At 68.4% G+C, this 12,860-nt stretch carries 11 protein-coding genes; 6 read left to right on the forward strand and 5 right to left on the reverse strand.

Translation table 11 applies throughout. The features are described 5' to 3' along the window. The first annotated feature begins 36 nt into the window (after positions 1 to 36). Positions 37 to 240, forward strand: coding sequence for a hypothetical protein (locus AU187_RS16125; protein WP_059097819.1), 204 nt, complete (start codon positions 37 to 39; stop codon positions 238 to 240). On the opposite strand, the gene AU187_RS16130 is transcribed toward AU187_RS16125, so the two are convergent. Further along, on the reverse strand, positions 237 to 698 hold the full coding sequence (locus AU187_RS16130; protein ID WP_059097818.1) for an SgcJ/EcaC family oxidoreductase: 462 nt from the start codon (positions 696 to 698) through the stop codon (positions 237 to 239). The two genes, AU187_RS16125 and AU187_RS16130, sit on opposite strands and share 4 nt — an antisense overlap. Before the next feature lie 103 nt (positions 699 to 801). On the opposite strand from AU187_RS16130, the gene abmR reads away from it, so the two are divergent. Beyond that, on the forward strand, positions 802 to 1,362 hold the full coding sequence (gene abmR / locus AU187_RS16135) for an ATP-binding transcription factor AbmR (protein WP_059097817.1): 561 nt from the start codon (positions 802 to 804) through the stop codon (positions 1,360 to 1,362). Here abmR and AU187_RS16140 read toward each other — a convergent pair. From AU187_RS16140 to AU187_RS16150, 3 genes are read right to left on the reverse strand one after another with little or no spacing between them, the layout of a single operon-like run. Then, positions 1,359 to 3,527 (reverse strand): molybdopterin-containing oxidoreductase family protein, encoded by a 2,169-nt coding sequence (locus AU187_RS16140; protein ID WP_082683860.1) that lies wholly within the window; start codon positions 3,525 to 3,527, stop codon positions 1,359 to 1,361. The genes abmR and AU187_RS16140 overlap by 4 nt on opposite strands. Before the next feature lie 19 nt (positions 3,528 to 3,546). Next, positions 3,547 to 5,454, reverse strand: a complete 1,908-nt coding sequence (locus tag AU187_RS16145) for an ABC transporter ATP-binding protein (protein ID WP_059097815.1) — start codon at positions 5,452 to 5,454, stop codon at positions 3,547 to 3,549. Beyond that, entirely contained in the window at positions 5,451 to 7,199 is a 1,749-nt protein-coding gene (locus AU187_RS16150; RefSeq protein WP_082683859.1) for an ABC transporter ATP-binding protein, read from the reverse strand. The genes AU187_RS16145 and AU187_RS16150 overlap by 4 nt, the downstream gene beginning before the upstream one ends. A gap of 77 nt (positions 7,200 to 7,276) precedes the next feature. Between AU187_RS16150 and AU187_RS16155 the strand changes: the two genes are divergently transcribed. Together AU187_RS16155 and AU187_RS16160 are read left to right on the forward strand one after the other, a co-directional pair. Then, on the forward strand, positions 7,277 to 7,843 hold the full coding sequence (locus AU187_RS16155; RefSeq protein WP_059097813.1) for a DUF3558 domain-containing protein: 567 nt from the start codon (positions 7,277 to 7,279) through the stop codon (positions 7,841 to 7,843). Positions 7,844 to 7,875: 32 nt separating this feature from the next. Then, complete coding sequence (locus AU187_RS16160; protein WP_156442360.1) at positions 7,876 to 8,406, forward strand: DUF3558 domain-containing protein; 531 nt, start codon at positions 7,876 to 7,878, stop codon at positions 8,404 to 8,406. A gap of 28 nt (positions 8,407 to 8,434) precedes the next feature. Here the strand turns inward: AU187_RS16160 and AU187_RS16165 are convergent, their stop codons facing one another. Next, entirely contained in the window at positions 8,435 to 8,950 is a 516-nt protein-coding gene (locus tag AU187_RS16165; protein ID WP_197413426.1) for a SixA phosphatase family protein, read from the reverse strand. A gap of 131 nt (positions 8,951 to 9,081) precedes the next feature. Between AU187_RS16165 and AU187_RS16170 the strand changes: the two genes are divergently transcribed. Both AU187_RS16170 and AU187_RS16175 read left to right on the forward strand, forming a co-directional pair. Beyond that, positions 9,082 to 10,230, forward strand: a complete 1,149-nt coding sequence (locus AU187_RS16170; RefSeq protein WP_059166924.1) for a metallophosphoesterase family protein — start codon at positions 9,082 to 9,084, stop codon at positions 10,228 to 10,230. Further along, a complete protein-coding gene (locus tag AU187_RS16175) occupies positions 10,227 to 12,848 on the forward strand; it encodes an AAA family ATPase (RefSeq protein WP_059097811.1) in 2,622 nt (873 codons plus the stop codon). Before AU187_RS16170 ends, AU187_RS16175 begins: the two co-directional genes overlap by 4 nt. Positions 12,849 to 12,860: the final 12 nt, after the last annotated feature.

Raw genomic sequence — 12,860 nt, forward strand, 5'->3', positions numbered from 1 at the left:
GCACCAAACTAACCGGACGACTGGCATTCTTGGGCTATGGCAAAGGAAATTGACCGGGTGCGAGCGCAGAGCGCAGTGGCGGTCATCAAGCAGCATCCGGGCATGGTGCTGTTCGTCGCGTCGCCGGCGCTACTCGTGGTGGGTTTGGTGTGGTGGCTGGTCAGCCCGGCGCTGGCCGTGCTGCTGTTGATCGGCATGGTGGTGGCGGGCGGCGCGGCGCTGCTGCTCAAGCGCAACTAGCTCAACCGATCGGTGGGCGTCGGCCGGACGATCGTGTTCTGTCCGGCCGCGAGCCACCACTGCCCGTTGTGGCGCACCAGCACGTAGAGCGCCATCTCCGAGAACGGCGCTTCCTGTTCGATGGGAACCGGTGTGCCGTCTTCCGTCAACGCCGTCCGCCTCACCTGCGCGACGGCGACGCCGGGTGCGGGCGCGCTGACCGCGACCGCCTCGTAGCGCGACCGCGGCCCGGCGACCGCCGCGGCGAACAGGCGGCGGTGAATGGCATGCAGGGTGTCGTAGCCGGGGACCGTGGCGCCGTACGGGCTGCCCCACAGCACGTCGTCGGCGAAATGAGCGTTGTACAACTCGGCGTCACCGGTGTCGATCGCCGCCTGTAGTTCGGCGACGAAGGCGTCAACGGCCGCTTGAGCTTCCTGTAGGTGGCGTGGATCGTCGGACAACGTCGGTCGGTTCATGGTCGTGACGGTAGGAGCTCAATATCGGTTGAGGTCAAGCAGGTCGTTTCGCTCTGAGGCGAATCCCCTACCATCCGCCGTGTAACGGAGTAATCATGTAATCATGAGACACAACATCCATGGCCGGCGCCGTCCGGGCGGCTGGCAACAGGCTGCGCAACCCGACGCCGGCGACGCGCCCGACTGGTTCGCCGGCAGGCTTCCCGAGGGCTGGTTCGCCGGCGACCCGACGGTGGTCGTCGACCGCGAGGAGATCACGGTCATCGGCCGCCTGCCCGAACCCGAGGGCGGCGAGAGTGAGGCGCGTGCGTCCGGACGGGTTGCGCGGTTCCGCGAAGAGACCCGGCCCGAGCGGATGCGCATTGCCGACGAAGCCGAGGCGCGCTACGGACGCAAGGTGGCGTGGGGCGTCCAGGTGGGGGCCGGCGAATCCGCCGAACGAATCCTGTTCACGCACTTGGCCGTGCCGGTCATGACGCGGCTGCGCCAGCCCGAGCGGCAGGTGCTGGACACGCTGGTGGACGCGGGTGTGGCGCGGTCGCGTTCGGACGCGCTGGCGTGGTCGGTGCGACTGGTCGGCGACCATGCCGAGGAGTGGCTGGGCAAGTTGCGCGAGGCGATGCGCAACGTCGATGACTTACGCGCCGAGGGCCCCAAACTCTAGCTGTCGCGTCGCTTTACGGCGACGAAGGCCGAACTCAGGGCCGACGTCTGCGACAGCGGATCCACCGGTCCGCCGTTGATCAGCAGGTTGCGGTTGGCGCCGTAGGAGATCGGCTCGGCGCGACCGCGGGGGTCGAAAACCCTTGAGCCCCAGCCGTGGTCGACGATGATCACGCCTTGACGCGGCCGGTCGTTCACCACCGCCCTCAACTCGATCGCGCCGACGGGCGAGATGATGCTGACCAGGTCGCCGTCGGTCACTCCCAAGTCGGCGGCGTCCTTCGGATGAATGACGACGTCGTTGCCCTTACCCGCCGGATGCAGGCCGGGCAGGTCGTTGAGCCACGAGTTCATCGAGTGCCGGTGCCTGCGGTTGGCCAGCTGGAACGGATAGCCGATGGGCGGCTCGGGATGCGGTCCGGCGAGCAGTTCGCGGGCCCGCGCGACGAACTCCGGCGGCGCGGCGTGCACCTTCTTGTCGTCGGTTCGCAGCGCGTCGCGAAAATGCCCGAACTCGCGAGGCCCCAACACCCAGCCGTGGGGATGCGATGTGACATCACGCCATTTGATCCGGCGTCCGTTGAACTTTCGTCCGGTCGCGACGACAAGCCGGTCGATCCAGTGCGGGCCGAACTCCAGGTTCGGCTTGCGGGTCAGCCGTGCCAACGCCCGGGTCGCCGTGATGAACCCGTTGAGGCCGCGCGCGCGGAACAGAGGTCTGCGCATCGCGATCGCCAGGTCGGTGAAGATGTGCCATTCCTCCCGGACGTCCGGCGGCGGCTCGACGGCCTTGGCCCCGTAATGCAGATACGGCTCGTCGTGCATGTTGCTGGTGAACGCGAGCAGGTCACTGCGTTCCAGCCAGTGGGCCGCCGGCAGCAGCCAGTGCGCGTGGCGGTGGCTCTCGCGCTGGACGAAGTCGATGGCGACGAGCAGGTCGAGATCGGCCAGCGCGCGGTCGAGTTTGGCGCCGTCGGGCCCGGAAACCACGGGATTGCCGCAGTTGATCAGCATCGCCCGGATCTGGCCGCGGCCGGGAGTGGTGATCTCGTCGGGCAATTCGCTGAGCGCGTGTGCGCCCGCGACCATCTCGCGGCCCAGCAGTCGGCTGTGATGCGGCTTGGCCTTGACCATCGCCGACATCCGGATCGCGTCGACGTAGCCGGGCTCGTAGCGACGCCCACCGGGGCGGTCCATTCGGCCGGTGATCACGTTGAGCACGTGTCCCAGCCACTCGGCGACGGTGCCGGTCAGGTGCAGTGAGACCCCGGTCCGGGTGACCACCATGGCTCCGCGCGCCGCGGCGAAGTCGTGGGCGACCTGCTCGATCCGGTCGCGTGCGATGTCGCAGCGGGCGGCCAGATCATCGAGATCCGCATCGGCGACCAGTGCGCGCAGATCGTCCACTCCGGTGGCGAGTTCGGTGCAGTCGCCGCGATGCTCGAGGCCCTCGTCGAGGATGACCTTCACCATGGCCAGCAGTAGCGCCCAGTCCTGTCCGGGCCGCACCGCAAGGTGCACGTCGGCCTTCTCGGCGGATTCGGTGCGCAGCGGATCGACCACGACGATCGTGGCGCCCTGTTGTTGACGTGCGAGCGCGCGCCGCCACCCGCCGGGTACGGTCTCCAGCCAGTTCCACGCGCTCACCGCCGGGTTGGTGCCGACCAGAAGGAAGTAGTCGCAGTTGTCGATATCGGACACGGGCGCCATCAGGATCGACCCGTACATCGCGGCGGCGACGACGTGCATCGCGTTCTGGTCGACCGAGCCGACGAAGTAGCGGCTGTGCGTGCCGATCGCGTCCAGCCAGCCGTTCATGAAGATGATGTTCGACGACGAAAACCCGGATGGATTGCCGTAATAGACGCCGACCGCGTCGGGACCACCCGCGTCGATCGCGGCGTTCATCCTGGCGGCGATGTCGCTGATGGCCTCGTCCCAGGTGGCCTCGACGTAGGAGTCGCCGACGCGGCGCATCGGGTGAAGGATCCGTCGCGGATGTTCGACGAGTTGGTGTGCGGTACGTCCCTTGGCGCAGAAGTCCTGCCAGCTGTGCGGGTTCTGTTTGTCCGCGGCGATCTTGGTGACGCGGTTGTCGTCGACCGTCACCTCCAGGCCGCACGACGCCAGGCAGTATCGGCAGAAGGTGTAGACCGTCTTGCTCATCATGGTGAGCGTACGGCGGTCAGGCCTGCGTCATGGACCAATAAGCACCACGCTTAGCCAGCAGTTCGGCGTGGTTGCCGCGTTCGACGATCCGGCCCGCCTCGAGCACCACGATCAGGTCGGCGTCGCGGATCGTCGAAAGCCGGTGGGCGATTATGAAACTCGTGCGGTCGCGGCGCAATTCGGCCATGGCGTGCTGGATCAGCAGCTCGGTGCGGGTGTCGACCGAACTGGTGGCCTCGTCGAGGATCAGCAATCGCGGCCGGGCCAGCACCGCACGGGCGATCGTGATGAGCTGCTTCTCACCGGCGCTGATGGTGCCGCCGTCGTCGCTGACATGAGTCTGGTACCCGTCGGGCAGCATGTGCACGAACCGGTCGACGTATGCGGCTTTCGCGGCCGCGAGAACTTCGTCCTCCGACGCGTCCGGCCTGCCGTAGGCGATGTTGTCGTAGATGGTGCCGCCGAACAACCAGGTGTCCTGCAGCACCATCCCGATCCGCGACCGCAGAGAAGCCCTGCTGACCGTCGAGATGTCCACGCCGTCAACCAGTATCCGACCGGAGTCGACGTCGTAGAACCGCATCAACAGGTTCACCAGAGTGGTCTTGCCGGCCCCCGTCGGCCCGACGATCGCGACCGTGCTGCCGGGTTCGGCGATCAGCGACACGTTCTCGATGACCGGTGTGTCGGGGTGGTAGCCGAACGTGACGTCCTCGAACTCGACCCGCCCCACCATGTCCCGGCCGTCGGGATGGGCCGCCGGATCCGGATCGGGTTCCTCCTCCTCGTCGTCGAGCAGGTCGAACACCCGCTCGGCGCTGGCCACGCCGGACTGCATCGCGTTGTACATGCCGGCCACCTGCGTCAGCGGCTGGTTGAACTGGCGGACGTACTGGATGAACGCCTGGATGTTGCCGAGCGTGATCTGACCGGTGGCGACCTGCAGTCCGCCCACCACCGCCACCGCGACATAGCTCAGGTTCCCGATGAACGTGGTGGCCGGCGACACCAGCCCCGAAAAGAAGTGCGCGCCGAAGGCGGCGTGGTAGACGTCGTCGTTGCACTCGCGGAAGCGTTCCTCGGCGGCCGCGCGGTGGCCGAACGTCTTGACAATCGCAAAACCGCTGTAGGTCTCCTCGATGTGGGCGTTGAGCCGGCCGGTGTTCGTCCACTGCGCGACGAACAACCGTCGCGACCTGCGCGCGATCACCCGGGTCGCCCACAGTGACAACGGCACCGTCACCACCGTCAGCATGGTCAGCAGTGGCGAGATCGTCAGCATCATCACCAGCACCGAAAGCACCGTCAGCACGGCCGTCATCAGCTGGCTGATCGTCATCGACAGCGAGGTCTGGATGTTGTCGACGTCGTTTGTCACCCGGCTGAGAACCTCGCCGCGCTGGCGAGAGTCGAAGTAGGACAGCGGCATCCGGTGGACCTTGTTCTCGACGTCGGAGCGCAGGGTCACCATCGTCCGCTGCACCGCGACGATGAGAAGCCGTGCCTGCAGCCAGACCAGCAGCGCGGCAACCAGGTACAGGCACAGCGCGAGGAGCAGGGTGCGGCCGACAGCGCCGAAGTCGATGCCGCGGCCGGGAACGACGTTCATTCCCGACAGCAGATCGGCGAAGGTGTCATCGCCGCGGGCGCGCGCGGCCTCGATCGCCTGCTCCTTGGTCAGGCCCGCCGGCAGTTGGCGCCCGATCACACCGTTGAACAGGAGATCGGTGGCGTGCCCGAGGATTCGCGGCCCGACGACGCTGATCGCGATGCCGCCGACACCCAGCAGGATCACCGCCGCGGTCAGGCCGCGCTGCGGCGTCAACCGCTTGATCAGTCGGATCGCCGATCCGGTGAAGTCGCGGGACCGCGGGGTCGGTGGCTGCGCCGTGCCGCGGATCGGCCGCGCCATCGGCCCGGTCATTGCGCGTCACCCACTTCGGCGAGCGACTGGGAGTCGGCGAACTCTGCGTACTCGGCGCAGTCCGCGAGCAGCGTCTCGTGGGTGCCGATGCCGACGACCCGACCGTCGTCGATGACGACGATCTGATCTGCCTGCGTGACGGTGGAGATGCGCTGTGCGACAACGATGACCGTCGCTTCCGCCGACACCTCGCGCAGCGCCGCGCGCACTCGAGCGTCGGTGTGCACGTCGAGCGCGGAGAACGCGTCGTCGAACAGGTAGACGGCGGGGCGACGGATCACCGCGCGGGCGATGGCCAACCGTTGCCGCTGCCCGCCCGAGAAGTTCCTCCCGCCCTGCGCGACCCGCATGGCCAGGCCGTCGGCGTGCGCCCGGACGAAATCGTCGGCGGCGGCCACCCGCAGCGCCTCCCACATCTCGTCCTCGGTGGCGACATGTCCCGGCACCGCGCCCAGTTGCAGGTTGTCGGCGACGGTGCCCGAGAACAGGTAGCCGCGCTGCGGCACCAGGCCGATCACCGACCACAGGTGCTCGGGGTCGTACTCGCGCACGTCGACCCCGTCGAGTCGAACCGAACCGCTGGTCACGTCGTACATCCGGCAGATCAGTGACACCAGCGTCGACTTGCCCGACCCGGTGGACCCGACCACAGCCGTCGTCGTACCGGGTCGTACCGTCAGCGAAACATCCTGCAGGACAGGGCGTTCAGCTCCCGGATAGGAGAACGTCGCGCCCGCGAGCCGGATCCGTCCCTCGACCGTCGCCGGCCGGACCGGGTGCGGCGGGCTGGTGATGTGCGGCGAGACCGACAGCACCTCGGTGATGCGTTCGGCGCACACCGATGCGCGCGGGATGATGACGAGGAGGAACGTCGCCAGCAGAACGGCCATCAGAATCTGCATGAAGTAGGCCAGGAACGCGATCAGCGAGCCGACCTGCATTTGGCCGGCGTCGATGCGCAAACCACCGAACCAGATCAGTGCGACGCTCGAGACGTTGATCACCAGCGTCGTGGTCGGCAGCATCAGCGCCTGCCACCGGCCGGCCTCCAGTGCGGTGTCGGCCAAGGCGTGGTTGGCCACGGCGAACCGGTTGCGCTCGAACGGCTCCCGGGCGAACGCGCGGATCACCCGCATCCCCGCGAGCTGATCGCGCATCACGCGGTTGATGCCGTCGACCTGCCGCTGCATACGGCGGAATATCGGCAGCAGGTGACGCACGATCCAGTAGTTCGCCACGGCCAGGATCGGCACACTGACCAGCAGCAGCCACGACAGGCCGGCATCCTGGTGCACGGCCATGAAGATGCCGCCGACCGACATGATCGGAGCGGTGATCAGCATCGTGCAGCTCAGCTGCACCAGAAGCTGGATCTGCTGCACGTCGTTGGTGGTGCGGGTCAGCAGCGACGGCGCGCCGAACCGTGCGGTGTCCTCCGTCGAGAACCCGGTGACGTGGTGGAAGATCGCGCCACGCAGGTCGCGGCCGACGCCCATGCCCGCCCGCGACCCGAAGTACACCGCGCCGACCGCGCACACCACCTGCAGCGCGGTGACCGCAAGCATCACACCGCCCAACTCGACGATCCTGCGCAGGTTGCCGGTTGTGACGCCGTCGTCGATGATCGCCGCGTTGACGGTCGGCAGGTACAGCGACGCCAGCGTGCTGATCAACTGCAGCGTGGCGACCGCGGCGAGCGGCGCCCGGTATGGCCGCGCGTACTGTCGCAGCAGCGCCCATAGCATCCCGTTACTGTCGCATACCGGATGAATCAGCAGGTCAACCGACATGTCGGTGCTTGACCCCGTGGGCTGCCGCTACAGTGCATGGCGTGACCCACAGCACGCGCATGACTCGCTGCCTGGCCGTTGCGGCCGCGGCGGTCATCCCGCTGGTCGCCGCATGCTCGGATTCCGAACCGGCCGGCCCGCAGGTGCCCGAGGACAGCCCGGCGCCGACGGAGAACGTCTCGCACGGCCCGTTTTTTCCGGAATGCGGCGGTATCAGCGACCAGGAGATCACCAAGCAGACCCGGGTGCCGGGGTTGGTCAACACCGCCAAGACCTCGGTCGGATGCCAGTGGCTGGCCGGCGGCAGCATCCTGGGCCCGCACTTCTCGTTCACGTGGTTCCGTGGCAGCCCCATCGGCCGAGAGCGCAAGACCATGGAGTTGTCGCGCACCAGCGTCGAGGACATCAGCATCGAAGGCCACGACGGGTTCATCGGCTACAGCGAGGATCCGACCAACGGCGTCAACCTGTGTGAGATCGGCATCCAGTTCGACGACGACTTCATCGAGTGGTCGATCAGCTACGCCGCGAAGCCGTTCCCGGATCCCTGCGAAGTGGCCAAGGAACTGACCCGCCAATCGATTGTGAATTCCGAATGAGAACCGCGTCCGTCCGTCGGTTGCTCGCGGGCATGGTCGTCGTGCTCGCCGCCCTGGTTTCCCTTTCCCTGCTCAGCGGTTGCACGCGGACAGTGGAGGGCACCGCGGCCAAATCGGGCTCGGGTGGCGTACCGCGCAACGAGGACTCCGAGCGGCAGTACCCGAACCTGCTCAAAGAGTGCGAGGTGCTGACCGAGGACATCCTCGCCGAGACCGTGGGCGCCGATCCGCTGGACATCCAGAGCACGTTCGTCGGCGCGGTGTGTCGCTGGCAGGCGGCCAATCCGTCGGGTCTGGTCGACATCACCAGGTTCTGGTTCGAGATGGGCGACCTCGACCATGAGCGCGAGGTCGCGCAGCGGCTGAACTATCAGATCGAGGACCGCAGGGTGGCCGGCATCCAGTCGATCGTGATGCGGCCGAACGATCTGAACGGCGCGTGCGGCGTGGCCAGCGACGCCGCCGGTGTCGTGGGCTGGTGGGTCAATCCGCAGGCGCCCGGGATCGATGCCTGCGGGATGGCGCTGAAGCTGATGGAGTTGACGCTGGCCACCCGCGCTTAGCGCCGACGGGCGCTTGCGCAAGGAGCATTTAGCGCGGCACGTGGAAGGTGACGAGCGCGGCGCCGTCGAGGGCGAGCTGATCCCACGGCCGCTCCGTGCGCAGCACCGCGATGGATGAGGTCGGAAACTTCATCGAGATCCGCTCGGTCGCAGCCTTGTTGCTGCCGTCCGCGGTGGCCAGCCCCAGGGCGACACCGGACATCGCCGGCTCGTGCCCGATGACCAGCAGCGTCTGCACCTCGAAGTCGAAACGTGTCTGCACCCGGTTGATCTCGTCGATCACCGTGCCCGGTGTCGCGTCGTAGATGCGGTCGACGTACTCGACAGGCGCGGCGACGCGGGTCCGGGCCAGCGTCTCGCGGGTGCGGGTCGCCGTCGAGCACAGCACGGCGTCCACCGCAGGAGCCTGCGCCCGCAGCCAGTCGCCGGCCAACCCGGCCTCGCGCACGCCCCGCGGGGCCAGCGGCCGGTCGTGATCGGCCACGCCCGCCGGGTAGCCCGACTTGGCGTGCCGGAGCAGCAGAAGCGTGCGATACACCTTGATCACCGGACTGATCACCGGACTGATCACCGGTCTCACGGTAAGGCATGCCGACGCACCTCCCGGGACTTGTCGGGCCCCCGCCCTACACTCGCGATGCCTGGCAAACACGCAAGCAGAAGGGATGGGCCGAGATGCGATTCGTGCACACCGCCGACTGGCAACTCGGCATGACCCGCTATTTCCTCAATGGTGAGGCGCAGCCGCGTTATTCGGCCGCGCGCCGCGACGTGGTGGCCGAGCTCGGACGCGTGGCCGCCGAGGCGGGCGCGGAGTTCGTCGTCGTCGCCGGCGACGTCTTCGAGCACAACCAGCTCGCGCCGCGTGACGTCAGCCAGTCGCTGGAGGCCATGCGCGCCATCGGTGTTCCGGTGTACCTGCTGCCCGGCAACCACGATCCGTTGGACGCCTCCTCGGTGTACACCAGTGCGCTGTTCACCACAGAGTGTCCCGACAACGTGACGGTCCTCGATCGCGCGGGAGTGCACGAGGTGCGCCCCGGTGCGCAGTTGGTGGCGGCGCCGTGGACGTCGAAGGCGCCGTCGTCCGATCCGGTCGCGGGTGTGCTCGCCGATCTACCCGCCGACGGTACCGCGCGGATCGTCGTCGGCCACGGCGGTGTCGACATCTTCGTGCCCGACAAGGACCGGCCGTCGCTGATCCGGCTGGCGGCGCTCGAGGAGGCCATCGGCCGCGGCGTCGTACATTATGTGGCGTTGGGCGACAAGCACTCTCGGATGCAGGTCGGGTCCACCGGTCGGATCTGGTACTCCGGATCTCCGGAGGTCACCAACTACGACGACATCGAGGCCGATCCGGGCCATGTGCTGATCGTCGACGTCGACGAGGACGACCCGGCGCATCCGGTTCGCGTCGAACCGCGGAAGGTGGGTCGCTGGCGGTTCGTCACGCTGCGTCGTGGGGTCGACGGTGGCCGTGACGTCACCGACCTGGACATCAACCTCGACCTGCTGCCGGACAAGGAGCGCACCGTGGTGCGCCTGGCGCTGACCGGATCGCTGACCGTCACCGACAAGGCCGCGCTGGACAGGTGCCTGGACAAGTACGACCGGTTGTTCGCGGCGCTGAGCCTATGGGAGAAGCAGACCGACATCGCGGTGATGCCGGCCGACGGTGAGTTCGACGACCTCGGCATCGGCGGGTTTGCGGCATCTGCGGTCGAGGAATTGGTCGGGACGGCCCGTTCGGACGGCGAGGCGGCCGACGACGCGCGGGCCGCGCTCGCGCTGCTGCTGCGCCTGTCGGATCGAGGTGCGGCGTGAAACTGCACCGCCTGGTCCTGACCAACTACCGCGGAATCACGCACCGCGAGATCGAGTTTCCCGACCGCGGCGTGGTGGTGGTCAGCGGCGCCAACGAGATCGGCAAGTCGTCGATGATCGAGGCGCTCGACCTGCTGCTCGAAGCCAAGGACCGGTCATCGAAGAAAGAGGTCAAAGAGGTCAAGCCGACGCACGCCGACGTCGGCGCCGAGGTCACCGCCGAGATCTCCACGGGGCCATATCGATTCGTGTACCGCAAGCGATTCCACAAGCGCTTCGAGACCGAGCTGACGGTGCTGGCGCCGCAGCGCGAGCAGCTCACCGGCGACGAGGCGCACGAGCGCGTCCGCGGCATGCTCGAAGAAACCGTCGACACCTGCCTGTGGCAGGCCCAGCGGGTGTTGCAGTCGTCGTCGACCGCGGCGGTGGACCTGTCCGGTTGTGATGCGCTGTCCCGCGCGCTCGATGTGGCCGCCGGTGAGGCGCTGGCGCTGTCGGGTACCGAACCGCTTTTGGTCGACCGCGTCGAAGAGGAGTACCTGCGCTACTTCACCCGGACCGGCAGGCCCACCGGCGAATGGGCCGAGGCCACCAACCGGTTGCGGGCCGCCGAGGAGGCGCTGGCCGAGGCGGCCGCCGCCGTCGCGGAGGTCGACGACGCGGTGCGTCGGCACGCCGCTCTCACCGAAGACCTCGCCCGGCTGACAGCGCAGCGGGCCGACGCGGCAACGAAACTCGCCGCGGCGCAGCACGCCGCAGAGGCGGTGGCCGCGCTGGCCCGCCAGCTCAAGGAGGCGGAGCTGGTTGCCGCTGCGGCACAGGCCAATCACGACACGTCCCGCGCCGCGGTCGACGAACGACGACGGTTGCGCACCGACATCGAGCGGCGGGCCGCCTCGATCGCCGAGTTGGAGGCAGCCGTCGCGGAGGCTGCCGAAGAACAGTCGACGGCCGCCGAGGTGGCGGAGGCCGCCGAGGCCGAAGCCGAACAGGCGCGAAACGCGCTGGAGGCCACCCAGGCCCGGGTCGAAGCGGCGCGTCGATCGGTTCAGCAGCTCGCCGACCGAGACGAAGCCGACCGGATCGCTGCGCGGCTGACGAGGATCGACACCACCCAGCGTGGCCTCGAACGGGTGCAGGCCGAACTCGCCGAGATCCGGCTGTCCGACGAGGGTATGCGGGCCATCGAGGCCGCCAAGGCGACGGTCGACGTGGCGATGGGACAGGTGGAGTTGGCGTCGGCACAGATCGAGCTGACCGCGACCGCCGACGTCGAGGTGAGCGTGGGCGGCGAGATGCTCACGCTCGGCGCGGGCGAGACGTGGGCGACTAGCGTGAGCGCCGAGACCGCTGTCGATGTGCCCGATCTGTTGACCGTCCGTCTGGTGCCGGGCACACCGGCGTCGGAAACGCGGACCAAACTCGCTGCGGCACAGGAGGTTCTGACATCGGCGCTCGAGCGCTGCGGGGTCGACGACGTCGCCGCGGCACGCATTCTCGACGAGCGCCGTCAAGAGCTGATGGACACGCGTGCCCGGCTGTGTGCGGCCGGCGAGGCACTGGCCGACGACGAATCGGTCGAACAGCTCAGGGCGCGGCTGGCCGACCTGACCGAACGCCAGCCGGAGGTCGCTGACCTGTTCGACGTCGACTCGGGTGCCGCCCGGACCGAACTCGACGCCGCGACCGCCGCGCAGAAGCAAGCGATCGCCGACTGCGAGACGCACCGTCGGGTCGCCGAAGAGGCCGCGAAGCGATTGGGGCAGCGCGAGACTCGTCTCACCGTACTGACCGAGAAACTCACGGGCGCGCAGGCGGAGCTTGCGCTGGCGCGCGAACGGCTGGACGGGCAGCGGGCCGAGGTCGGCGACGACGAGTTGGCGATCACGGCGCAGGCGCATGCCGACGAAGCGCAGCGGGCGGCCATCCTGGTCACCGAGCTGAGCGGCGAGTTGGCCGGCACGGCACCGGATACCGTCGCGGCCGCGCTGGACGAGGCCGCGCGCCGGGCGGATGCATTGGCGGCGGGCCGCGACGAGGTGGCCGAGGCGCTGCGCGAGGTCACCACCCAGTTGAAGCTCTACGGAACCGAAGGACGCAAGGGCAAACTCGACGAGGCCGGAACCGAGCGCGAGCACGCCTTCGCGGAGTACTCACGGGTGCAGCGGCGGGCCCGGGCGGCGCAGCTGTTGCGATCGGTGCTGTCGCGCCATCGGGATGCCACCCGGTTGCGCTACGTCGACCCGTTCCGCGGTGAGGTGGAGCGGTTGGGCCGCATGGTGTTCGGCGACGACTTCGAGGTGGAGGTCGACAGCGCGCTGCGGATCTGCACTCGCACGCTGTCGGGCCGGACGGTGCCCTATGACTCGCTGTCGGGCGGGGCCAAGGAGCAGTTGGGCATCGTGGCGCGGCTGGCCAGTGCGGCGCTGGTGGCCAAGGAGGACAGCGTGCCGGTGGTGATCGACGACGCGCTTGGCTTCACCGACCCCGATCGGCTGGTCAAGATGGGTGCGGTGTTCAACGCGGTCGGCGGTGACGGCCAGGTGATCGTGTTGACCTGTAGCCCGCAGAGGTACGCCGCGGTCGACGGCGCCCACCACATCGCACTGGCCGGCTGAGTTCCCACCGCG

The organism is Mycobacterium sp. IS-1556 (assembly GCF_001499985.1).
Lineage (GTDB): Bacteria > Actinomycetota > Actinomycetes > Mycobacteriales > Mycobacteriaceae > Mycobacterium.